Source organism: Emticicia agri (assembly GCF_004168285.1).
In the GTDB taxonomy this organism is placed as follows: Bacteria; Bacteroidota; Bacteroidia; order Cytophagales; family Spirosomataceae; genus Emticicia; species Emticicia agri.
On record NZ_SEWF01000003.1, the window covers coordinates 25196 to 48856 of the forward strand.

General features: G+C 36.8%; 19 protein-coding genes. 15 read left to right on the forward strand and 4 right to left on the reverse strand.

The genetic code is table 11. From position 1 onward, the window contains the following. The first annotated feature begins 34 nt into the window (after window positions 1–34). The 7 genes from EWM59_RS02330 (at window position 35) to EWM59_RS02360 (ending at window position 10686) form a co-directional block, all read left to right on the forward strand. Entirely contained in the window at window positions 35–2794 is a 2760-nt protein-coding gene (locus tag EWM59_RS02330; protein ID WP_130019344.1) for a TonB-dependent receptor domain-containing protein, read from the forward strand. 12 nt (window positions 2795–2806) lie between these two features. Then, window positions 2807–3652: a DUF4249 domain-containing protein gene (locus EWM59_RS02335; RefSeq protein WP_130019345.1), complete on the forward strand. Its 846-nt coding sequence runs from the start codon at window positions 2807–2809 to the stop codon at window positions 3650–3652. A gap of 215 nt (window positions 3653–3867) precedes the next feature. Then, window positions 3868–4710: an endonuclease/exonuclease/phosphatase family protein gene (locus tag EWM59_RS02340; protein WP_130019346.1), complete on the forward strand. Its 843-nt coding sequence runs from the start codon at window positions 3868–3870 to the stop codon at window positions 4708–4710. Window positions 4711–4922: 212 nt separating this feature from the next. Further along, window positions 4923–6896, forward strand: coding sequence for a transglutaminase family protein (locus EWM59_RS02345; RefSeq protein ID WP_130019347.1), 1974 nt, complete (start codon window positions 4923–4925; stop codon window positions 6894–6896). Window positions 6897–6903: 7 nt separating this feature from the next. Continuing rightward, on the forward strand, window positions 6904–8799 hold the full coding sequence (locus EWM59_RS02350) for a DUF3857 domain-containing transglutaminase family protein (protein ID WP_130019348.1): 1896 nt from the start codon (window positions 6904–6906) through the stop codon (window positions 8797–8799). Between the two features lie 142 nt (window positions 8800–8941). Further along, window positions 8942–10234, forward strand: coding sequence for a PQQ-dependent sugar dehydrogenase (locus tag EWM59_RS02355; protein WP_130019349.1), 1293 nt, complete (start codon window positions 8942–8944; stop codon window positions 10232–10234). Between the two features lie 59 nt (window positions 10235–10293). Further along, the gene (locus tag EWM59_RS02360) at window positions 10294–10686 is read left to right on the forward strand and encodes a c-type cytochrome (protein WP_130019350.1); all 393 of its coding nucleotides are present in this window, start codon (window positions 10294–10296) and stop codon (window positions 10684–10686) included. A gap of 39 nt (window positions 10687–10725) precedes the next feature. Here the strand turns inward: EWM59_RS02360 and hpt are convergent, their stop codons facing one another. Then, window positions 10726–11262, reverse strand: coding sequence for a hypoxanthine phosphoribosyltransferase (gene hpt / locus EWM59_RS02365; protein ID WP_130019351.1), 537 nt, complete (start codon window positions 11260–11262; stop codon window positions 10726–10728). A gap of 141 nt (window positions 11263–11403) precedes the next feature. On the opposite strand from hpt, the gene EWM59_RS02370 reads away from it, so the two are divergent. Both EWM59_RS02370 and EWM59_RS02375 read left to right on the forward strand, forming a co-directional pair. After that, the gene (locus tag EWM59_RS02370; protein ID WP_130019352.1) at window positions 11404–12618 is read left to right on the forward strand and encodes a tetratricopeptide repeat protein; all 1215 of its coding nucleotides are present in this window, start codon (window positions 11404–11406) and stop codon (window positions 12616–12618) included. Window positions 12619–12678: 60 nt separating this feature from the next. Continuing rightward, a complete protein-coding gene (locus EWM59_RS02375; protein WP_130019353.1) occupies window positions 12679–15012 on the forward strand; it encodes a metallophosphoesterase in 2334 nt (777 codons plus the stop codon). Window positions 15013–15085: 73 nt separating this feature from the next. On the opposite strand, the gene EWM59_RS02380 is transcribed toward EWM59_RS02375, so the two are convergent. Continuing rightward, window positions 15086–15556, reverse strand: a complete 471-nt coding sequence (locus EWM59_RS02380) for an Lrp/AsnC family transcriptional regulator (protein ID WP_116984584.1) — start codon at window positions 15554–15556, stop codon at window positions 15086–15088. Window positions 15557–15782: 226 nt separating this feature from the next. Here EWM59_RS02380 and EWM59_RS02385 point away from each other — a divergent pair, with 226 nt between their 5' ends. After that, window positions 15783–16463 carry an NAD-dependent epimerase/dehydratase family protein gene (locus EWM59_RS02385; protein WP_130019354.1) on the forward strand — a complete coding sequence of 227 codons (681 nt, stop codon included), beginning with the start codon at window positions 15783–15785 and terminating at the stop codon, window positions 16461–16463. A gap of 65 nt (window positions 16464–16528) precedes the next feature. On the opposite strand, the gene EWM59_RS02390 is transcribed toward EWM59_RS02385, so the two are convergent. Continuing rightward, entirely contained in the window at window positions 16529–17146 is a 618-nt protein-coding gene (locus EWM59_RS02390; protein WP_130019355.1) for a porin family protein, read from the reverse strand. 245 nt (window positions 17147–17391) lie between these two features. Here EWM59_RS02390 and radA point away from each other — a divergent pair, with 245 nt between their 5' ends. Together radA and EWM59_RS02400 are read left to right on the forward strand one after the other, a co-directional pair. Continuing rightward, a complete protein-coding gene (radA, locus tag EWM59_RS02395; RefSeq protein WP_130019356.1) occupies window positions 17392–18771 on the forward strand; it encodes a DNA repair protein RadA in 1380 nt (459 codons plus the stop codon). A 53-nt stretch (window positions 18772–18824) separates the two neighbouring features. Then, on the forward strand, window positions 18825–19952 hold the full coding sequence (locus tag EWM59_RS02400) for a hypothetical protein (RefSeq protein WP_130019357.1): 1128 nt from the start codon (window positions 18825–18827) through the stop codon (window positions 19950–19952). Here the strand turns inward: EWM59_RS02400 and EWM59_RS02405 are convergent. After that, entirely contained in the window at window positions 19938–20969 is a 1032-nt protein-coding gene (locus EWM59_RS02405) for a helix-turn-helix transcriptional regulator (protein ID WP_130019358.1), read from the reverse strand. The genes EWM59_RS02400 and EWM59_RS02405 overlap by 15 nt on opposite strands. 101 nt (window positions 20970–21070) lie before the next feature. On the opposite strand from EWM59_RS02405, the gene EWM59_RS02410 reads away from it, so the two are divergent. Genes EWM59_RS02410 through EWM59_RS02420 form a run of 3 tightly spaced genes read left to right on the forward strand, consistent with a single transcriptional unit; the run spans window position 21071 to window position 23638 of the window. Continuing rightward, complete coding sequence (locus tag EWM59_RS02410) at window positions 21071–22090, forward strand: RNA ligase (RefSeq protein ID WP_130019359.1); 1020 nt, start codon at window positions 21071–21073, stop codon at window positions 22088–22090. Next, window positions 22087–23118, forward strand: a complete 1032-nt coding sequence (locus EWM59_RS02415; protein ID WP_130019360.1) for a DNA polymerase beta superfamily protein — start codon at window positions 22087–22089, stop codon at window positions 23116–23118. Before EWM59_RS02410 ends, EWM59_RS02415 begins: the two co-directional genes overlap by 4 nt. A 25-nt stretch (window positions 23119–23143) precedes the next feature. Then, window positions 23144–23638, forward strand: coding sequence for a hypothetical protein (locus EWM59_RS02420; RefSeq protein WP_130019361.1), 495 nt, complete (start codon window positions 23144–23146; stop codon window positions 23636–23638). The last annotated feature ends 23 nt before the right edge of the window (window positions 23639–23661 follow it).

Below are 23661 nucleotides of genomic sequence, written 5' to 3' on the forward strand. Positions count from 1 at the left end.
GCGTCCTTGACGATAAACCATTTAAAATGCCTGTATGCGAAAAAGACTATCCTACTTTTCATTGATTGTGTTATGGATTTGCCTTGCCGGAAAAACCTATGCACAGAATTCTAAAAAAACTACCGTAAATAACCCATTGATAAAGGATGAATTCTTTAATAATATCCCGTTAGCTAATGTTTTGGCTGATATGGAAAAAAAATATCCTATCAAACTTATTTATGACAAGACTGAGCTAAAACCTTATAACATTACCTATTGGTTTGCCAATGAGACTTTTCAGGAAGGTCTGAAAGTCATCTTCAAAAAAATGCCTTTGAAGTTTTATATGGATGAAAACGATGTGATACATATAGTAGGTAAGAATAAAAAAATAGAAACGATAGCCGATACTAAATTTGAGGGGCAACCTACTAAAAGCGATTTTACACTAACTGGTAGAGTGGTTGATGCCACCAACGGCGAAAACCTGCCTTTTGCTACTGTAACCATAAAAAACTCCAAATCGGGTAGCCAGACTAATGTTGATGGGTATTTTACTTTACTAAAAGTACCTTCAGATACAGTTACGCTTGAAGTAAGCTATGTTGGATTTGTTACGAGGCTTTTTCATTTACATCCAAGATTGAATATGGAGGACTTGAAAATTGAAATTGACCCCGCTACCGGAGTATTGGAAGAAGTAACCGTAACGGAAAAGAAGACTGAGGTACTGAAAGCAAATGAAGTGGTAGGTATGATTAAGATGACACCACGCAATATTGCCCGTTTGCCCAATGTAGGTGAAAGAGACCCATTCAGAGCTTTTCAGTTAATGCCGGGCGTAAGTGCCTCTAACGAATCGTCTTCCGGCTTATATGTAAGAGGGGGTACGCCTGACCAGACACTGGTTTTGTACGATGGTTTTACCGTATATCATGTTGACCATTTATTTGGCTTTTTTTCAGCTTTTAATTACAATGCCATCAAAGACATTCAGTTGTATAAAGGTGGGTTTGACGCAAAGTTTGGCGGAAGAATTTCGGCAGTAGCTGAAATAACCGGAAAAGAGGGAAACAAGAAAGAATTTAATGCAGGCGCCGATGTAAGTTTATTAAGTGCCAATGGCTATATAGAAACACCGATAGGCGATAAATGGACATTTTTATTAGCTGCCCGTCGTTCGTGGAAAGGCCCTTTGTATAAAAAACTATTTGAAAGATTTACCACTGAAAATACTACTCAGAATACACAGACAGGTGGTAACTTACCCGGTGGCACAGGTCGTAATCCATTCGGCTCGTTTGGACAAGAACAGGTTGCCAGTTCGTACTTCTACGATTTGAATTCTAAACTCACTTTCAGACCTACCAAAAATGATATTCTTTCACTAAGCCTTTATAATGGCACCGATAATATGGATAATTCGAGCAGTTCGAGTCTGACAGGTTTTGGCCCTCCAAGAGGAGGCGGTGGTTTTAGTGGCAGAGGGTTTAATACGGCTACCAATGATATTTCTAACTGGGGTAATTTAGGAGGTAGTCTGAAATGGTCGAGACAGTGGAATGAGAAATTTTATAGCAATGCACTGATAAGCTACTCAAATTATTACAGTAATCGTGATAATAGCCGCTTAATGACTATAACCAGAGATAGTGTGGATACAGACGTAAGAATAGGACAAATTGAAGATAATAGTTTAAGCGATGTTACAGCTAAAATAGATTTTGAATGGAAGCCTATTCTAAATAATCAGTTTGATTTTGGCTTGCAAGCCGCCAGGAATACTATTAAATATACTTATAGTCAGAATGATACAATTAAGGTTCTGGATAGAAATGATACCGGAAGTTTATACACGGCTTATGTGCAAGACCAAATCAGATTATTTGATGGCAAACTGCACATTAATCCTGGTATCAGAATGACGTATTTTGACGTAACCCAAAAAGTATACTTTGAACCAAGAATTTCCGGAAATTTTAATGTTACCTCAAAACTTAAACTGAAAGGAGCAGCAGGTATTTATTATCAGTTTGTGAAACAAATTAACCGTGAAGACATTTCACAAGGAAACCGGAATTTCTGGGTTTTATCCAATTCTTCTACACTTCCGGTTACACGTTCTAAACACCTGATTTTAGGGGGAAGCTATGAAACGGCAGATTATTTGTTTGATGTAGAGTTTTATCAGAAAAAAAGTACAGATATTACTGAATATACCCTGCGCTTTGTTCCACAGCTAAACCGGATGTTAGCCGCCAGTGAGACCTTTTTTAATGGTGATGAAACTATCAATGGCGTTGATATTTTAGTGCAAAAGAAATTCGGAAATTTTAACGGCTGGATAGGCTATACTCTGGCTGAGGCCAAACGAAGTATTGCTGCTTTTTCAGATAAACCTTATTATTCAGACCAGGATGTGAGGCATCAGTTTAAAATAATTGGTTCTTATAAATACAAGAAATGGGATTTTGCAGCTACCTGGATTTATTCAAGTGGTCGCCCTTACACTTCCATTTTGGGTGCCTATCAGGTTACGCTGCTGGATGGTACAGTTAGAAATTTTACCAATCCGTCTGACAAAAATGCCAATCGTTTCCCGGCTTACCATCGCCTTGATGTCTCTGCTACTTATAATTTCAGTCCCAAATTTAACATAGGTTTTTCTGTTTTCAATTTATATAATCATACCAATGTGTGGTATAAGAGATTTCAGGTAATTACTGATGAAGACCTGACAGTTTTGCAAACTACCAATGTCAATTATCTCGGATTTACACCTAATGTAACCCTCTCGTGGAAACTTAAATAAGCTAACAAGACAATGAAAAAGATATATAGTATTCTGTTTATTTTATTAATTATAAACTGTATCATTAGTTGTACGGATACCAATGATGTCATCAATCCCGGAGAGAAACCCATAGTAGAGGCTTATCTGGCACCGGGTCATCCGGTAAGTATGAAAGTTTTCACTGAAATACCTTATGCTGAGACATCAGAGGGCATTTCAGAACCTATTGATGGACTGAATATAAAGATTACAGGCAGTAATGGAAAAGTTTTTAACTTAAAATCAATGGGAGATGGCGTATATGTTTCAGACAATACTGAACTGATAGAGGGCGCACCTTTGAAATATAAAATGGAATTTGAATACAAAGGCAGGATAGTAAGTGCCGAAACAGAAATTCCTGAAAAACCCTTAGATTTTACCATTAGCACAAATCAGATATACCGAACCCAGATAGATTTATCAAGCGGCGGTTTCCCCGGTGGAGGTTTTGGAGGGAGCGATAATACGCCTGTTGAATTATCGTGGAGTAACCCTGACAATGTTTATCATTTTATTGCTGTGGAGAATACAGAAACAGAACCACAACAGATTATTATTCCGCCCACAGGTTCTGAGTTTCCGACTTTCAGATTCAGATTTACCAATGAGCCACTTTTAGGAACACACAATAATATTCAGCCGCAAAGTTTGGAGTATTTCGGAAATTATGATGTGATATTGTACCGAATCAATCCTGATTATTCGGCTTTGTATCAGTCAAGTGGAACAACGACCCAGAACCTGAGTACGCCGCCTTCAAGTATAATTAATGGATTAGGTGTTTTTACAGGCGTTAATGCTGATACAGTAAAATTGAATGTCGGGAAAAATTAATGGTTTTGTATAGGTATACAGTTTAGTCAGATAGGGGTTGGTAAATAGCGTTGCCAGCCCTTTTATCTTTACCAAATTGTTAAAAATGCAGACAGTAAATTAATGGTAGTTTTTTATAAGAATTGCGAATCTATGATTTACTTTGCGATAGATAAGGTAAAGCCAATTACTGCATCGTGATTCAATTTTCAACCTATAAAACCTGCACCAATTACATGAAATTAAGTTTTATTCTTATGCTTTGTGGCGTCATGTCAGTCTCCACAGTTTTTTCTCAGAAAGGAACACCCATTACTGTAGCTACTTACAACCTACGCTATAATACAGCTAATGATGGTGTGAACGCCTGGCCTAATCGTAAAGAATTTGTAAAAGCACTTGTGAGCTATCATGGATTTGATATTTTTGGAACACAGGAGGGCTTGCGTGGGCAATTAAACGATATTGCCGAATTAAACGAGTTTGCTTTTTTAGGAGCGGGGCGTGATGACGGCAAGGAGGCCGGCGAACACTCGGCTATTTTTTATAGAAAGGATAGATTTAAAGTATTAAAGTCTGGGAATTTCTGGTTGAGTGAAACACCAGAAAAACCCGGTAAAGGCTGGGATGCAACCTGTTGTAACAGGATATGTTCGTGGGCTAAATTCAAAGACCTTAAAACCAAAAAAGATTTTTATTTCTTTAGTGTACATTTTGACCATCAGGGCGTTGAAGCACGTCGCCAGTCTGGAAAACTAATGGTAAAAAAGATACAAGAAATAGCTAATGATGCACCCGTGATATGTGTGGGAGATTTAAACTCTTTGCCTGATACAGAGCAAGTAAAAGAAATACAGACTATTCTGAATGATGCGCATAATGTAAGTGCTATGCCGCCTTATGGCCCCGAGGGTACCTTTAATGCCTTTAAGTTTGATGCACCCATGAAAAACAGAATTGATTATATTTTTACAGATAAAAGAATCAATGTTTTGAAATACGGTGTATTGACAGATGCCAAAGACCAACGGTATCCATCAGACCACCAACCTGTGGTAATAAAAGCTGTTATTAACTAATTTAATGATTCTATTTTAAAAGGAGGTCATTTTTCAGGAATTGAGAAATGGCCTTCTTTTTTTAATTTATAGTGTTTTGGCTCTATTTTTGATAGTAAATAGATAATTTATTAGGCATTGACTAAAAAATAGTAACTAATATTCTGCTATGATAGAATAATTTTTTGATATTTGTTCTTTGCTATTGACTAACTTTTTTTGCACTATCTTTTATGAAAAAAACTGTACTCTTGCTATGGCTTGTATGCTGTACTAACCTGCTTTATGCCCAAAAAATAGCTTTACCCAAAATCAAATTCGGAGAGTTTAATATGGCTGACCTGGAGATGAAATCTTATGAGTCAGATTCTACTGCCGATGCTATTGTATTGTATGACTACGGGCAAACAACCTTTGAAGCCAAAGGAGGTATGATTTATACACATTTTGTGTATCATGGCCGAAAAAAAATCCTGAAGAAATCGGCTTTAGATTTAGGAACCATTTCTATGCAATTGCTGAAATTTGGTTATGAAAAAGACCAGTTGATTTCAGATATTAAAGGATTTACCTTTAATCTTGAAAATGGGGAAGTAAAGAAAGAAAAACTGAATAAGGAATCTATTTTCTTAGAAAAAATAGTTGGCGATGTGCAGAATGTGAAAATCACCTTACCCAATGTAAAAGAAGGCTCGGTGATAGATTATACTTATACTATTGATACGCCGTTCTCTTTATCAAACAACCCATCGACCTGGACTTTCCAGGGAGAACGCCCTGTGAAATGGAGTGTTTATGAAATTTCAATCCCTTCTTACTTTACCTATCGGCTTTTGATGTCAGGCTACCTTCAACTTAGCGGGAATGAGGTAGAACCGGTCAATTTGTCACTTGGCTCTTACGAAACTAACGGCCTTTTCCAGAGGTTCATAGTAAAAGATGCGCCTGCTTTCAGAAAGGAGGCTTTTATTACCAGTGCAGGAGATTATATTTCAAAAATTGATTTTGAACTGGCAAGTGTGGTGTGGCCAAATGTATTAGTTAAGGATTTTTCACTGGATTACACAGCACTTAATAAAACTATGCTTGAAAATCAATCGTTTGGGGGGCAACTTAAACGAACAGGATTTTTAGAAGATGCTGCTAAAGAGATTAAAAGTAAACATAGTGATTCTACTGCACGCCTGAAAGCGGCTTGCGAGTTTGTTCGGAAAAATGTAAAGTGGAATGAAAGCTATGGGTTATATGCTAATAACCTGAAGAAAGTATTGGAGACACACAAGGGCGATGCAGGAGATATTAATTTGCTATTGGTAGCCTTATTAAGAGAAATAGGCTTTGATGCTAACCCTGTGATACTGAGTACGCGGGGGCATGGTAAAATTCATGAGCAATATGCTTTGATGAAAAGATTCAACTATGTAGTGGCACATATTGAAAGAAACGGAAAAGATTTACTTTTAGATGCGACTGATGAATACCTGAGATTAGGGATGCTCCCGATGGATTGCCTGAATGGAAGTGGCTGGTTAGTACATCCAACTAAAGGAAGATTTGTAACAATTATTCCGGTAGAAAAAGACGTGGAGTTTAAAAAGGCAAGCCTGGTACTTGATGAAGAGGGAGAACTGAAAGGGAGCATTTTAAAGTCGTATGCTGGCTATGGTGCATTGAGCGCAAAAAAAGAATTTAAGGAGAAAGGCTATGAAAAATATCTGGAAGAAGCCAGAAAAGATAATGCTACGTGGACTATTGAAAAGGCGGACTATGTGAATACTACCGAATTAGAAGCACCAATGGAGGCACAGTATCAGGTAACTTTAAGCGATTACGTAACGAAGGCAGGTAATATGCTTTATCTGAAACCTATGCTTTCTGAAGGGCAAACGGAAAATCTATTGAAAGCTAAAGAGCGATTGTATCCGATTGATTTTGCTTTTCCGATAGAAGAAACTTTTATGGCCACTTATGAATTGCCCAAAGGTTACTCAGTGGTTGAAATACCAAAAAATATTTCTCTGAATTTGCCTGAAAGTTCAGGTAAGTTTACTTACCTCGTTGCAATCAATGATAATAAACTGACTGTAACCAGTCGAATTCAGTTTCGTAAGTCATTATATTTTGCAGGTGAATATCCATTTTTACAGGAATTTTTTGATAAAATGATAGCAAAGCATAACGAACAGATTGTATTAAAGAAAAACTGATTGTAAGATGAGATATTTGATTTTGCTATTGATAAACTTTCAGACAATTGCACAGGATTTTTCTGCCACTACAATTCCGGCAGAACTGAAAGAAAAGGCTCATGCAGTAATAAGAAACCATGATACTGAATTTTATGTGCGTGATATTGGCGAAGCTGTCATGAAAGTTAACGCCACCATCACTATACTCGACGAGAAAGGAAAAGACCATGCCAATATTGTGATTTTCTATAATAAGTTTACGAAAGTAAATAATATTGAAGCACGTATTTATGATGCTAATGGCAAACAGATTAAGAAATTAAAAAAAGATGATATTGAGAGCTTCAGTACCTCATCGGGAGAAAATTCGATTGAAGACAGCTATGCAAAGGTTGCCACATTGTCCCATAATTTATATCCTTACACCATAGACTATTCGTATCAATATACCGAGCGAAACATGATGTTTTATCCGACCTGGAGGCTTATAACAGATAGGGCAGAGTTTACAGCCATAGAAAAAGCATCTTTTAGGGTCTCAATGCCAAAAGAGCTTGACTTGAGATATAAGGAGCAGAACATGCCTGCCAAAGTTACGATCGCAACAGAAGACAGTAGAAATACGTATAGTTGGCGAATCAACAATCTGAAAGCAGTTGAGAGAGAAAGCAATAGCCCAAGTTTTGATGAAACTATGCCAACGGTTTACACAGCCCCAACAGATTTCAAAATAGACGATTACAAAGGCAACGTCAATTCATGGAACGATATAGGAAAGTTTTACGGGGCATTGAATGCTGACAGGGATAAATTACCTGCTGAACTGACGGCTAAATTGAAAGACCTGGTGAAGAATGAGGCAGATATGAGTAGTAAGACAAAAAAAATATATGAGTACCTGCAGGCTAACACACGTTATGTAAGCATTCAGTTAGGAATAGGTGGTTGGCAATCGATGAAAGCGACAGATGTAGCATCCAAGGGATATGGAGACTGTAAAGCATTAACTAATTTTACCAAGGCCATGTTGAAGGAACTGGGAATTCCATCGTATATGGCTTTAGTAAGAGCGGGAGAGGGGAAATCTGAAATTCAGGCAGATTTTCCGTCGTTTCAGTTTAATCATGTGATTTTATGTGTACCTATGCCTAAAGACACGCTATGGCTGGAGTGTACGAGTCAGGATAACCCATTTGGCTATTTAGGAAGTTTTACAGGAGACAGAAATGTGGTTTTAGTTACTGAAAACGGTGGTAAACTGATAAGAACACCTACTTATAAACATAGTGATAATCAACTTTTAAGGAATGCTACTATTGAAATAAAAGATAATGGAGAGGCAGTGGCAGATATAAAAACTGAATACACGGGTTTGCAACAGGAGATTTATGCACAGGTAGCCAATTCTTTAAGTAGCGATGACCAGAAAAAATGGTTATACAAAAACCTAAGCCTGCCAAGTGTAGAAATTATCAGTTTTTCGTTGAATGAAAAAAAAGAAAAACTGCCGTCGGTAGAAGAAAAACTGAACCTGCATTTAAGAAATATAGCTAATAAAAGCGGCACACGTCTGTTTATTACTCCCAATATACTGAATCAACATCATAAGTTGCCTGTAGCCAATGCAAACAGGAAAACAGAACTGGAATTGGATGGAAATTATTTAGATATTGATAATATCTCGTTTAAGGTTCCAAAGGGTTACACTGCAGAATACCTGCCAGAACCCATAAAAATTGAAACAAAATTTGGGAAATATTCGGCAAAAGTTGAGATGAAAGATGATATGATTATTTATAATCGTGAGGTGAGTATGTTTAAAGGACGGCATTCCGCTGCTATGTATAACGAATGGGTAGACTTCAGAAAGAAAATAGTAAAGGCCGACAAAAATCAGGTTGTTCTGGTAGTTAAACCGTAACAAATCTTTATTTTTACGTGTTATTACTTAGCCATTCAATGATTCAACTCGTCATGTCTTTACCAGTCTCAGGGCATGAAAAACCTTTAAACGACCCTTCCTATGTGTAGAGACAGCACAAACTATAGGAGGTTATAGACCAATGAAGAAAATAATCTTACCCTTGAGCCTTGCATTTGGTTGGTTTCTGCTTACAAGTGCATCTGTCGAAAAAAACGTTAATGATGACCCCAAAAACACTAAAATCAGACCAGATAATGATAATGGAGGTATTAAGTTAGCTTCCGGCTTTGGTGCAGTGGTAGTAGCTGAAGCTACAGGTAAAGCACGCCATATTAAGGTATTACCCAATGGTACAATTTATATTAAGAATAGTAACGCCAAAGATGAAAAAGGCATTACAGTACTGAAAGATACTAATAGTGACGGGAAAGCTGACGAAACAGAGTATTTTGGTAATTTTGGCGGTACGGGGATAGATATTTATAATGGCTATTTATATGCCTCTTCAAATTCGGAGGTGTTTCGTTATAAACTGGATGCTAATGGAAATGTAATTGATAAGAAAAATCCGGAAACGGTTATTACCGGACTACCTGACTTAAAACAACATGAGTCAAAGCCTTTTACGTTTGATGAAAGCGGGCATATTTATGTAACTATCGGGGCACCTTCAAACGTATGTCAGGAAAAAGACCGCCAAAAGGGTTCTCCGGGTATGATGCCCTGCCCGTTGCTTGAAAAAAACGGAGGTATCTGGCAATTTGACGCAGATAAACTAAAACAGAAACAAGAGAATGGTATCCGTTTTGCTACCGGCATCCGTAATGCTGTGGCACTTGACTGGGATACCAACAGTAAAACCTTGTATGCTCTGCAACACGGCCGTGATATGTTGTTTCAGCATTATCCTGAAATGTTTTCGGCAGAAAAAGGGGCAGAATTACCTGCAGAGGAGTTTTTGTTAATAAAGAAGAACGACGATTTTGGTTGGCCTTATAGCTATTATGACCAAGATAAAAAACAAATGATGTTAGGGCCGGAATACGGTGGCGATGGTAAGAAAACTTATGCTAAAGCCAAAAAGCCTATTATGGCATTTCCTGGCCATTGGGCACCAAATGATGTATTGTTTTATCATGGTAATCAGTTTCCGGCCAAATATAAAAATGGGGCATTTATTTGTTTTCATGGTTCGTGGAATCGTGCCCCTTTAAATCAGGCAGGGTATTTTGTTGCCTTTGTTCCTTTTAAAAATGGACTTCCGTCTGGCCCGTATGAAGTTTTTGCAGAAGACTTTGCTGGTGGTCCGGAAATTAAAAGCCCGGGTGATGCAAAGGCTCGCCCGATGGGATTAGCCGAAGGTTCTGATGGCACGCTCTATATCACCGATTCTGTTAAAGGAAAAGTGTGGAGAGTTATGTATAATAAATAATATTTTTAAGCAAAACCTTACAAACTCTATGCCTGTGAGGTTTTGCTTTTTATAGATTCATGAAAAAAAACATAATACTTTTTTTAATTTTAAATGCCTTTTTTGCCTTTGCTCAAACACCAAAAGTAACTGATGGAAAAGGAATTTACACACAGTATTGTTTAGCTTGCCATCAGGAAGATGGCACAGGTGTGCCTAACCTGAATCCTCCATTAAGAAAATCTGACTGGGTGAATGGAGACAGGAATCGGCTGATAAAGGTAATATTAGAGGGTCTGGATGAGGAGATTGAAGTAAATGGTGAAAGCTACAACCGGGTAATGGCCGCGCATAGTTTTCTGACCGATAAACAGGTAGCCGATGTGCTGACTTATATCAGGTCGAATTTTGGTAATTCATCTGATGCTATAAAGGAAGAAGAGGTGAAAGTGTTGAGAAACAAAAAACCTTAGTTTTAGAGTTGTCGGGTTGATTTAGCCAAAAGTCCTTAATCAGGATTCTTGCTTTAAAACATAAATGGCATCAAGGTTTCTACCCATTCCATCATAATCCAGTCCATATCCTACTACAAACTTTGTTTCTATTTCAAAGCCGATATAATCTACTTTCAAAGGCACTTTCAGCGCTTCAGGTTTATACAACAACGTCAGGATTTTGATAGAAGCGGGTTTTTGAGAGGCTAACTGGCCTAATACTTCTTGCATGGTCATACCAGTATCCACAATATCTTCAACAATAATTATATGCCTGTTTTTTATATCTTCTTTTAAACCTAAAATCTGCTTTACTTGTCCGGTTGACTCAGTATTATGGTAAGAGGCTACTCTGATAAATGTTACTTCACATTCTATTTCTATAGACTTAAACAGGTCGCCGATAAACATAAATGAACCATTCAACACACCAATCAATAAGGGATTTTTTCCGCTGTAATCTTTGTTTAATTGTTGTCCGAGTTCCCGTACACGTGCCTGAAGCGTTGGTGATTCAATGAAAGGAATGAAGTTTTTGTCTTTGATTTGTTTCATGTTTAATTTTTGACAAACAAAAGAATGTCCGGATATCAGTTGCAATTTAGTAAATTTGCAGTAGAAAAATAATTTTAAGAAAATTTTAAGTTTTGCAATTTTATTTTTATTCTATACGTTATTCAGAAAAAATTGGTAGAAATGAAATTAAAATATAGCTGTATTATTTTGTTGATGCTGACGCAGGTAGCACAGGCGCAGTTTTCGTGGTTTGGTGGTAGTACCAAGAAAAAGCATCATGAAGTATTGTTAGCCAATCGTGCCATTCAGATAGAAACTACGCAGGCCATTAATAATATGTATAACTTTAATTATGATGCCGCCGAACGTGATTTTAAATGGTTGACAGTAAAGTATCCTGAGCACCCAATAGGCTATTTTTTAATTGGGCTCAATGAATGGTGGAAAATTTTGCCTGATAGTAAAAACGAGCAATATGATGATGCTTGTTTTTATAATATGGACAAAGCCATTGATATGGCCGACGATATGTTAGACGATGACAGTGAAGACAAAGAAGCTGCATTTTTTATGTCGGCTGCCTATGCTGTTAAAGGACGTTTACACTCAGAGAGAGAAAACTGGATTAAAGCTGCCTGGGCGAGTAAGCAAGCCATGAAATACCTCGAAAAATGTAGAGGTTTTGGTGATTTTAGTCCTGAATTAGCAATGGGAGATGGGTTATATAATTATTATTCCAAATGGATTCCTGAGAATTATCCTTCTTTGAAGCCTATGCTTGTATTTTTCAGAAAAGGAGCAAAAAATGAAGGAATCAAGCAATTAGAGTATGTAGCACAAAATGCTTTTTATACGCGTATGGAGGCCAAATACTTTTTGATGCAGATATATTCGATGGAAAATCAGCATCAGAAAGCCTACTATACGGCATCGCAAATGCACAGTATGTACCCGAATAATTCTTTTTTCCATCGCTACGCTGCCCGTACAGCTTTTGTATTGGGAAAATCAGATGAAGCAGAAACTTTAGCGCAAGAATTGCTTAGTAATGTTAATTCGGGTAAACCGGGTTATGAAGCTACCGCCGGGCGTTATGCGGCGTATATTCTGGGGTACATCAGTATGAATTACAGAAACGATATACCTAAAGCGAAAGAGTATTATCAGAAAACGATTGATTTTGCTGTACAGAGTAAGGCTAAAGATTCGGGTTATTTCTTAGGAGCCAATATGGCATTAGGTAAAATGGCGATTACTGAGAAAGAGTATCCGAAAGCTATTCAGTACTTTACTATTGTAGCCGATAATGCAGAGAAAAAGTCAGAAACCTACAAAGAAGCCAAGAAGAAGATAGATGAGGTGAAAGGGTTGATGAAACCAGTCAAGAAGAAATAAATCATAAAAAGGAGAGATGTTTTAACTGATGGGTGTATTTTTGAAAAAAAATAGATTGTCTTGAAAAAAGCCCAAAAGTATATACTAACATTTCTCCTTTTTTTTGTATCCGTCCTATCACTTCAAGCACAAAATATCATCAGAGGACCTTATCTGCAACAACTTAGTAATAGTGGCGTAATTATCAGATGGCGTACAGATATTGCTACTGAAAGTATTGTTAAGTTTTATCAGAAAGATTCTACTCAGACTATTAGTGTTGCAGATGATAAAATTACAACTGAACACATTGTTCAGTTAAGTAATTTATCTGCAGATACCCGTTATCATTATTCGGTTGGTACTGCTGCAAAAATATTAGCCAAAGGTAAAGATTTTTATTTTGTTACAGGCCCACCTAAAGGTAGTACTCGTCCGGTTCATATCTGGGCTATGGGAGATTTTGGCGATGAATCGACCAAGATTTATATGGAAACCCAAAAAGGCATCAGGGAAAGCTACCTGAAGAATCGCCCTGACTTTACAGATTTATGGCTGTGGTTGGGTGATAATGCCTATTGCTGTGGCACTGATGCAGAGTACCAAACTCAGGTATTTGATTTTTATGGGTCAGGTATTTTTGGTAACACTGCCTTTTTCCCCGTTCCGGGTAATCATGAATACTTTGCCAGCCCTACAGGCAGAGTAGATAGGAAAATTCCTTATTTTGATATTATAAGCGTGCCGACTAAAGGCGAAATGGGCGGAATAGCGTCTAACACGAAGGCTTATTACTCGTATGATTACGGTAACGTTCATATCATAGCACTTGATTCTGACGGTTTTGATAATGGGAAGAGAGTCTATGAGCCACAAAGCCCTCAATACCAGTGGTTAAAGCAGGATTTAGCTACCAATAAAGCTATGTGGACGATAGTCATGTTTCATCATCCGCCTTATACTAAACGTTCGCATGATTCTGATGCCGAGCCTGAACTACAATACATCAGAGAAAACCTTGTACCCTTGTTTGACCAATATAAGGTTGACTTGGTACTGACAGGACATAGTCATATTTACGAACGCTCGTATCTGATGAAAAACCATACAGGGCATTCTATGTCATTTAATAAGGATTCGTATGTAGTACAAAAAGTAAATGGTCGCTATGACAGAGACCTCGGCTCAAGCCCGTTTATCAATAAAAATGATGGTACCATCTATTGTACAGTTGGTTCAGCAGGCCGATTAGACTGGAATGGCTCACATGAGGTTCACCCATCGTCTATTTATTCTAATATATCCATAGGTGGGTCTTTATTATTAACAGTGAATGGGAATCGATTGGACGGTAAATGGATTTGTGCCGATAATGTGGAGCGGGACCATTTTTCTGTTTTTAAAAATGTGAACAAAAGAGAAGACTTGCATGTAGAATTCGGGTCTAAAATTCATCTGAATTCATCATGGAGAGGAAGCCATGTGTGGTCTAATGGAGACATCAAAAATGAGGAAATAGAGTATCAGGCTTTAAAACAGGAGAAGATAATAGTAAAAGACTCTTTAGGTTTTTTAGAAGATGATTTTTTTATCACAGTTACCCCTCAGCCTATTATCAGTACTGATTTTAACGATACAGTAAGTGTCTGTACCAACAAAGCACTGAAAGTAACTTTTAATGTGCAGCATACGGATTTGAGGAAGTGGAAATATTCTTTAGAACTCTCTGATGCCTCCGGCTCTTTTAATAAACCTTTGCTATTGTCTGAATCTGCTCAAAGTCCTATGCAGTTTACTTTACCTGATAGTTTAGCAGAAGGAAACTATAGAGTAAGGGTAAGACCTGAAGTAGATTTTTTTGATGAGCGCCCAAGTAAAAGTTTTCGATTGAATAAGCCTGCAAAAGGAGGGTTTATTGGCGGAAAGAATATTCCTTTTGATACATTGGTGCCTCTCACGCTCCGGTTTACAGGTACTCCGCCTTATACCTACCAATTGAGCCAATTGCCTGAAACTACAACTTATGACAGCGAAGTAATTATTAAAGTAAGGCCAACGGCGCCGATTACTTATACCTTAGAAAATCTGAAGAATGTTTGCGGAAATGGTTCGATAAGTGCCAATGATGCAAAGGTTTCGATATTAGCTCCATTATCAGTAGAGGAGGAAAGCAATAAAGTTTTTACTATTTTCCCGAACCCGACCTATGGGGATTTAATTATTGAGAATCAAACTGAAAAACTGATAAAAACTCAGATTCATTTACTTGATTTGAATGGTAAGAAAGTATTGAGTAAAACAATCACTATTGACAAGCGAGAGGTTATTCCGCTTAATGATGTTCCGGCAGGGACTTATGTACTAAGCTTAAAAACTTCTTCACTGAAAGTAATCAGGAAAATTACCAAAATGTAATAATGTTAGCTATATGAAAAAAGCCTTTTTCTCATACGAGAAAAAGGCTTTTTTCATTTGATTCTGGCTATTTTCAAGGTACTGGTAGTACCTGACTATCTTTGAAACTTGAGAGAATTACCATTGTCTGTGTATTGGCAACTTCTTCTATTTCGTTGATAGTTTCCATAATCAATTTCTGATACGAATTTATATCTTTGGCAATTACTTTCAATAAGAAATCGCATGAGCCTGTTACGTGATGACACTCTATGATTTCAGGAACTCGTAAAATTTTCTCAACAAAAGCATCGGTAATTGATTTTCTGTGGCCTGACAAAGAAACCTGTACGAAGGTCATGACACCTAAGCCAACTTTCTCTCTATCTATCTGGGCATGATAACTTTTGATGATACCGGATAATTCTAATTTTTTTACTCGTTCGAGCGTGGGGGCGGGAGACAAACCAATTTCTTTTGAAAGCTGTGCGTTGGTAATCTTTCCATTACTCTGGAGTATTTCCAGAAGTTTATGGTCAATTGGATCGAGTTTGTTAATACTCATTGTTTATAATTATTTTGAAGTGCAAAATTTTATTTGGTGCAAAGGTATTGGTTTTTTCTTAAAAAACATAATAAAATACCGAATATTTGCCAAAAAAGAAAATTTTTTTTTAGTAAAATCCAAAAAATCAGTAATTCGTAATATGAAATAAAAGATTATTTGGTCTGGAATGTAATTCGTTATTTCGGTGTTTATCAACTGTTGTTACACTTTAAAGAAATTTTGTATGAGTAAGTCATTAGCTACAAAAATAAGAGCCATCGTAACAGGTGCAACGGGTATGGTAGGAGAGGGCGTATTGCACGAATGCCTACTACATGAAGATGTAGAGGAGGTATTAATTATCAACAGAAAATCTTCAGGTGTGACGCACCCGAAACTAAAAGAAATTGTGCATAAAGATTTTCAGGATTTTTCACCGATTGAAGCACAATTGAAAGGCTATAATGCTTGCTTCTTTTGCTTAGGGGTGTCGTCGGTAGGTATGAAAGAAGATGAGTATTATAAACTCACTTATACATTAACTCTTCATGTGGCTCATACACTTGCTAAATATAATACAGATATGACTTTCTGTTATGTTTCAGGGGCAAGTACTGACAGTACTGAGGCTGGAAGATTGATGTGGGCGAGGGTAAAAGGCAAGACCGAAAACGATTTAATGAAACTGCCTTTTAAGCAAGTATATAATTTCCGACCGGGAGCTATTGAAGCAACCAAAGGGCTTAAGAACGTTTTACCCTATTATAAATATTTAAGCTGGCTTTTTCCGGTAATTAAACTTTTTGCTCCTAATGCCGTAGTAAAGTTGAAGGAAATAGGAATAGCCATGATAAAATCGGTAACAAAAGGATATGAAAAACCTATACTGGAAGTGAGTGATATAAAAACTCTGGCAGCCCGATAAAAGAAAAGCCTCTCCAAAAGGAGAAGCTTTCTCGGGTTAACCAACAGTTACATTTCTGTAATATCTTATATGATTTTCAAAGCCAGTGTAATTTGCCATCCGCTGGCTTTCTGGCTGAATTGTGAATTGCCTTGCAGATTTAATTGTGAAATTTCGGATAAACTGCCTTCTTTTCTTAAATCTATGTCAAAGCCTAATATCTTTACACCTACGCCTATCTGATAACCGAAGGTGGCTTGTTTCATGGCATCGTCAAAACTACCTGACGTATAGCTTTTGATAGATTCGCCTAATTTCTGGTCTTCGTTCAATTTGAAAGTAGCTACCGGGCCACCCATAATGCGGATAAATTTAAGCACTCTTACACCCACTAATACAGGCACATCAATATTGCTGTATTTGAATTTTACCTTACCGTATTGGGTAGTTTCAATTGTGCCACCTCTTTGCGCAAAGAGTACTTCAGGCTGTAAATAAACTTTATTACCAATGCGACCAAAAACACCAAAAACATAGCCTGTTTGTGTATCTAAACTTTCTTTGATATTATTGTTCAAAGAACCCGCATCAGTATAAACTTTGTTGAAATTGACACCTCCTTTGATGCCTAAACCTGATTGTGCAAAGGAAATTGAGAAAGAGCATAGCAACGCAAAAAGACTAAAAATTGTGATTTTTTTCATGATGTTTTTTGTTAAAAGATTAGTAACGACTTTTGAGGGTACACGTCAATTCATAGCTGCTATTGTGTTGCTTTCTGATTTATGGAATTAACGTATATAAACCTCCAAATCGTATTTGATTAACGAAACATTAACAGTTTTTCAGGCTTGATTGTTATCATTTTATTTGTTATCTTTATGATAAGCTGAACTTATATTTTACTGATGTATCCGCATACACTTTTTAATTCTTAAAAAATTATTCAATGGCTAAAGTTAAAACAGCTTATTTCTGTCAGAATTGTGGATATAATTCGCCTAAATGGTTAGGACGCTGCCCTTCATGTGCAGAATGGAATACAATGGTAGAAGAGGTAGTCAGCAAAGACGAACCCGAAAAAGGCAACTGGAAATTTACTTCATCAGGCACGCCCAAGGTAGCTAATAAACCTAAAACCCTCACAGAGATTTCGAAACATGAAAGGTATAGAATCATTACTGATGATGGGGAGTTGAACAGAGTTTTAGGTAGTGGCATAGTACCCGGTTCATTGGTATTAATTGGCGGAGAACCCGGCATTGGGAAGTCTACTTTGATGTTGCAGATTGCCTTGAGCCTGAAAGATTATACTGTTTTATATGTATCAGGCGAAGAGAGTGAGCAACAGATAAAGATGCGTGCCGAACGTATGAGCTTCTCAAACGAACGTTGTTTTATTCTGAATGAAACAGCTACTGACAATATTTTCAGGCAAATAGAATTAACAGAGCCTGATATTGTGATTATTGACTCTATTCAGACCCTGGTTTCTCCATTAATTGAGTCTGGTGCAGGCAGTGTGTCTCAGGTGAAAGAATGTACTGCCGAACTGATGAAGTTTTCTAAGGAGTCTGATATTCCGGTTATTATGATTGGACATATTACTAAAGACGGTTCTTTGGCAGGACCTAAAGTTTTAGAACACATGGTTGATACTGTGTTGCAGTTTGAGGGAGACCGCCACATGACCTACCGGATACTGCGTACTACTAAAAATCGCTTTGGGAGTACTTCTGAATTAGGTATTTACGAAATGCAGAGCGATGGACTCAGACAAGTGAGTAATCCCTCAGAAATTCTGATTTCGCAAAGAGAGGAAGATTTAAGTGGGATTACGATTGCTGGGATGTTAGAGGGTAACAGACCTTTATTAATAGAGATACAGTCGTTGGTAAGTACAGCTACTTATGGAACTCCCCAACGGACAAGCAATGGTTTTGATAGCCGACGCACACAGATGCTATTGGCAGTTCTCGAAAAACGAGGCGGTTTCAGACTTGGTACGCAAGATGTGTTCCTGAATATTGCCGGGGGGCTAAAAGTAGAAGACCCTGCTATTGATTTAGCCGTTTGTACTTCAATTGTTTCTTCTTTTGAGGATATAAGTATCCCTCATCTGTATTGCTTTGCCGCAGAAGTAGGCTTAGGGGGCGAAGTAAGAGCTGTAAACAGAATTGAAAACCGGATTTCAGAAGCTGAAAAGTTAGGTTTTAAGAAGATCTTTATTTCAAAGTATAACCTAAAAGGGCTGAATACGAAGAATTATAAAATTGAAATTTTTGCCGCCAGTAAGTTAGAAGAAGTTTTTAGCGAATTATTCGGATAGATTTTAAACTTTTCAGGTTTAAAATCTATCTTATTGATAGTAAAACCTGTATCATGAAAAAGCTTTTCACACTTCTTGTCTTATTATCACTTTTAGTAGCCTGTTCTTCGAGAAACTGGCATTCAAATACCCATAAAGAGGTGTATAATTATGCCAGAAAAGTAGAGCGAAAACCTTCCAATGATAAATTTAATGAAAGACTTCAACTGGCTTACAAAGAGCAGAAAGATAAACTATTGATTGAAATAGAAAATCTAAAACAAATTAAACAGGCATTTTATTGGGAGAAAGTTCATGATAATTACAGGATTTTAAATGAAATGGCTTCGAGGATTCGGGACTGTGTAGTTTGTTTGAATAAGGTTACTCCTGTATATTATGAAACAGAGCAACTGGAGGCGTTAGAAAATGCAACTGATAATAGGGTAGAGGCGGGGCTACTGGCATTAGGTTTAAATACAAAACCTAATGCCCAGAAAGCGTATTATAGCTTTATGAAAGCCAAGAAATTATCGCCTAAGCGAACAGATATTGATTCATTGATTAATGAATCTGTGGAAGTGGGTACTGTAAGAATAGTATTAGAGGGAGATTACAAATATGATAAATCTTATGTGCAGGAAATTGAGCGAGATTTATTAAGAAGCCTACCAGTTGCCAGAGAAGCAAAACCATTTTATCAGTTTTTTAGCCCGGAGGAAGCTACTGAGAATCATATAAAACCCGATTATATAATTAGTTTTGGGTATGAATACCTGAATGTAGGTTTTGAAAACCGGAATTGTTCAGAAGAATCATTCAGTAAAGATATTAAGGTTGGAGAGAAAAAAATAGATAGTGTAAAAGTAGAACCCATCTATGAGAAAGTGTCGGGTAAAATCGTGAAATGTGTAAAGAGTGTAAAAGCTGAGGGCAGGGTTTGGTTTAAGGTGATTGACTACAAGCAGGATGAAGTTATTTTAAGAGATAGTTTTTATGATGATGATAATTGGGTGAATGAATGGGTAACAGTTTCGGGAGATGCAAGAGCATTACCTGCTGGAGCTGTTAGTTCTGGTACGGAATCATTTGCCCCCTCCAGATGGACACAGTTTGACAATATTACAGATGAGTTATGCAGCTCGGTTTCGTGGAAAATCCGGCAGTTTATCAGAAGGCAAAATTCGTTAGCTTTGAATTAAATGATTGGCTTCATAATTCTGTACACTTTTGTGAATTCGGGCGTGTATTCTCTTTTTAAATGCTTCAGGAGCAATTACCTGCATGGTGTCTCCAAAACCTAAAATTTCTCTTTCTAATTCAAAATTTAGCTGTACCTTAATCTGAATAATTATCCCATTTTCATTTTTTTCTAAAATTCTTTGAGAATGATGCAATGGTTTGGTTTCAACATAAGGAGCATCGGCCTTTGCAACAAATAAAGTGATTTCTTCTGCCCTTAAATTAGTAGAAACAGTTACACCTATTACGTCCTGATAAAAGGTTTCAGAATCATATAGGTCATTTTCGATATAATCTATTTTTTCATCAGGGCATAAAGACTGAATCCGGTCTAACGCTAAGTGAGTAATAAATTTTTTAATACCCCGAACACCTACAGCAAACCATCGGTTTTTAAATTCTTTTAGCCACCAGACATGAAATGTAAACGTATTGGCTTCATGCGCTTTAAATGACTGATAGGTCAATTTAATTGCTTTTTTCTGCACGATAGCATGATACAGCAAATCAAGGTAAGATAATCCTTTCAGGTTTTCATTTTTCTCAAAATTAATGACTGATTGCTTCTTATGAGCCGCTGCATAAACATGGTCTTCTAATTTCTGCACTACTTCGTTTAGCTGATTAAAATGTGAAAACCCTTTGAATTGCTTTAGGAGTTCGACGGCTTCATTCATTCTTCCTAAATCTGCGTTTGAAATAGGAATGTTAGTGATGCTGTATTTGGGGTCTTCGTAGGTATAATACTTTTTATCTATGACTACAATAGGAGCGAAGTACCCTAATTTGTCACTCCGCATCATCTGAATATCTGCTTGTATAGTTCTGACACTAATGCCCTTATCAATACCCTCATATTCATAAAGTGTATCTGAAACCTTTTCAACAAGGTCTTCCAACGTCCATTTTCTTTGTCGATTTCTCAGACAGGCATCAATAGTTTTATAACGAACGAGAGCGTTTCGGTTAGCAGGCATAAAAATTTTAAAGATATTTGGCAAAAGAATAAAATTATCTTTAACTACGCAAATATACTGCGTAGTGATATTTTTATTTTGTAGTGTAAAACAAAAACAAAATGAATATTCAAGCACTTCATGAATTAATTGCTAACGATTATATCAATGTACAGAAGCATAATGATGCCGATTTGTATATCTATAATTATTCGGCCAAAGCGCAATATGATAGAGTATGGAATGAATGGACGCTAGCGTGTAGAGGCTTAATCATGAATGCTGACTATGAAGTGGTGGCTCGCCCATTCGGGAAATTCTTTAACTGGGGAGAACTAGCAAATCAGGTGATTCCACAAGAATCTTTTGAAGTGTATGAAAAAATGGATGGTTCATTAGGAATATTGTATTGGATTGGTGAAATTCCTTATATTGCCACCAGAGGTTCATTTAATAGCGACCAGGCTAAAGTAGCTACTCAGCTGTTGCATACAAAATATGCTACTTCAATTCCGCTTTTAGATAAAACTAAAACCTATTTGTTTGAGATTATCTATCCTGAAAACCGCATTGTAGTAAACTATGGAGATACCAAAGCATTGGTTTTATTGGGTGTGATTGATACTAAAACCGGAGAAGAATGTGCTTTGCAGCAAATTGGTTTTGAGGTGGTAAAACTATACGATGGTATCAATGATTTGTATCAGTTAAAGAAACTGGAAGAAAACAATAGAGAGGGGTACGTAATAAAGTTTGAAAGCGGCTTGAGACTAAAGGTGAAATTTGAAGAATATCAACGTGTTCATCAGATTATTACCAGAGTATCGAATGTCAATATCTGGGAGCATTTAAAAGAGGGAAATGATTTAAGAGAGATTTTAGACCGTGTACCCGATGAGTTTTATGATTGGGTAAAAATGACTGAACAGCAATTATTTGAAAGTTTTAAAGCTATTGAGGCAAAAGCTAAAAGTGAATTTAAAATGTTTGGTACCAGAAAGGAAAATGCGCTTTATTATCAGACTTGTAGCTATCCGGCTGTTTTATTTAAAATGATGGAAGATAAACCTTATGACCAGATTATCTGGAAAATGCTCAGACCAAAATTTGAAAAACCTTTTGCAACACCTATAGAAACATGAAAATCTTATTGAAAGCCATTGTAGGAAGTCAGGCATACGGAACGAATACAGCTAATTCGGATATTGATTATAAAGGAGTATATGCGCAACCAGTAGAGGATTTGATTGGATTTAATTATAAAGAGCAGATTGAAGTCTCGAAAGACGAATGTTATTTCGAGGTACGACGTTTTTTGCAATTGCTTCAATCTGCCAACCCCACCATGTTAGAGTTGTTGTATTTGCCACCAGAGTGTATTGTTGAGAAGCATCCTGCTTTTGATTTGATTATACAAAACCGTGATAAATTTTTAACGCAAAAGTGCTTACAATCTTTTGGTGGATATGCCATTGCCCAGATTAGTAAAGCTAAGGGGCTGGAAAAGAAAATGAACTGGGAACAGACCAAAATAACACGCAAAACGCCTTTTGATTTTTGCTATGTTTATGAAGAAGGTAAAACCATGCCTTTGCTATACTTTCTGGAAAGAAACCATTGGTTGGCAGAGAAATGTGGTTTGGTAGCTTTGAAGCACTTTAAGAATTGCTATGCCTTGTATTATGATAGCACAGGAGAGTTGGCATATAAAGGTATTGTGTCAGAAAAAGGGAATGATGTCAAACTGAGTTCTGTGCCGAAAGGAGAAAAGCCAGTGAGTATTATGTGTTTTAATCAGGAAGGGTATTCATCGCATTGTAAAGATTATGTGGAGTATGAAACGTGGCTGAAAAACAGGAATGTACAACGTTATGTGGATATAGCCAATCATCAGCAACAGATTGATGGCAAAAATCTTTTGCATTGTCGCCGATTATTGGACATGGCTATTGAAATAGCTACTCAGAAAACCATTCATGTAAGACGTCCAAATACAGAGGAGTTATTAAAAATCAGGCGAGGCGAAATCGACTTAAATGCCTTTATGCAAAGAGCAGAAGAAGAAATAGAAGAGCTGAAAGATTTGTTTGCAAAGAGCGACTTGCCGAAGGAAATTGATAATGTATTTGTGAATGATTTATTATTGGAGGTGAGAAGGGTGATACTGTAAATGAATAATTGAACCTTTTAAACAAATGATAAGATTTATATTTGACTCTTTTGGTAGCTCACATCAAGATATATTTGTAAAAATAGATGCAGGTATTGCAACGAATGAGCCTTACATAGCAGACTTTTATTTTGTTCCTGATTTTTTGGAATTTGAATCAGCAATTCAAGATGAGATAGAATGGAAGAAGGCATGTTTTAGGAAATTTTTAGAATACTTGATTGACCAGATAAGTTTAAATCTTGATAAAACATACTTAATATTTGATCTTTCAGACCAATATATAGGTGCTATTAAAATCGAAAAATTTACCAGAAATAAGACTGTCTGCTACAAGACTTCTGCAGTTTATAGTGATAAATATTATGGGTGGAATATGAATTACAAGATTCAGCAGTCTGAATTTATGGATAGTGATTGGAGGCAAAATAGCACTATTATTTGGGAGATAACCAAAGATAATTTATTAAAAGGTATTAAATGGAGTATTGAAAATTTAAGTATTAAAACCCTGTTATAGAATAGATTAAATAATCTTTAGTT

Bases quoted from the DNA above. Each gene is read 5' to 3' on its own strand.
- EWM59_RS02420 (WP_130019361.1), top strand. From the start codon at position 23,144: ATGATAAGATTTATATTTGACTCTTTTGGTAGCTCACATCAAGATATA.
- EWM59_RS02370 (WP_130019352.1), top strand. From the start codon at position 11,404: ATGAAATTAAAATATAGCTGTATTATTTTGTTGATGCTGACGCAGGTA.
- EWM59_RS02415 (WP_130019360.1), top strand. From the start codon at position 22,087: ATGAAAATCTTATTGAAAGCCATTGTAGGAAGTCAGGCATACGGAACG.
- EWM59_RS02340 (WP_130019346.1), top strand. From the start codon at position 3,868: ATGAAATTAAGTTTTATTCTTATGCTTTGTGGCGTCATGTCAGTCTCC.
- EWM59_RS02385 (WP_130019354.1), top strand. From the start codon at position 15,783: ATGAGTAAGTCATTAGCTACAAAAATAAGAGCCATCGTAACAGGTGCA.
- EWM59_RS02360 (WP_130019350.1), top strand. From the start codon at position 10,294: ATGAAAAAAAACATAATACTTTTTTTAATTTTAAATGCCTTTTTTGCC.
- EWM59_RS02380 (WP_116984584.1), bottom strand. From the start codon at position 15,556: ATGAGTATTAACAAACTCGATCCAATTGACCATAAACTTCTGGAAATA.
- EWM59_RS02345 (WP_130019347.1), top strand. From the start codon at position 4,923: ATGAAAAAAACTGTACTCTTGCTATGGCTTGTATGCTGTACTAACCTG.
- hpt (WP_130019351.1), bottom strand. From the start codon at position 11,262: ATGAAACAAATCAAAGACAAAAACTTCATTCCTTTCATTGAATCACCA.
- EWM59_RS02355 (WP_130019349.1), top strand. From the start codon at position 8,942: ATGAAGAAAATAATCTTACCCTTGAGCCTTGCATTTGGTTGGTTTCTG.
- radA (WP_130019356.1), top strand. From the start codon at position 17,392: ATGGCTAAAGTTAAAACAGCTTATTTCTGTCAGAATTGTGGATATAAT.
- EWM59_RS02330 (WP_130019344.1), top strand. From the start codon at position 35: ATGCGAAAAAGACTATCCTACTTTTCATTGATTGTGTTATGGATTTGC.
- EWM59_RS02405 (WP_130019358.1), bottom strand. From the start codon at position 20,969: ATGCCTGCTAACCGAAACGCTCTCGTTCGTTATAAAACTATTGATGCC.
- EWM59_RS02335 (WP_130019345.1), top strand. From the start codon at position 2,807: ATGAAAAAGATATATAGTATTCTGTTTATTTTATTAATTATAAACTGT.
- EWM59_RS02410 (WP_130019359.1), top strand. From the start codon at position 21,071: ATGAATATTCAAGCACTTCATGAATTAATTGCTAACGATTATATCAAT.
- EWM59_RS02390 (WP_130019355.1), bottom strand. From the start codon at position 17,146: ATGAAAAAAATCACAATTTTTAGTCTTTTTGCGTTGCTATGCTCTTTC.
- EWM59_RS02400 (WP_130019357.1), top strand. From the start codon at position 18,825: ATGAAAAAGCTTTTCACACTTCTTGTCTTATTATCACTTTTAGTAGCC.
- EWM59_RS02350 (WP_130019348.1), top strand. From the start codon at position 6,904: ATGAGATATTTGATTTTGCTATTGATAAACTTTCAGACAATTGCACAG.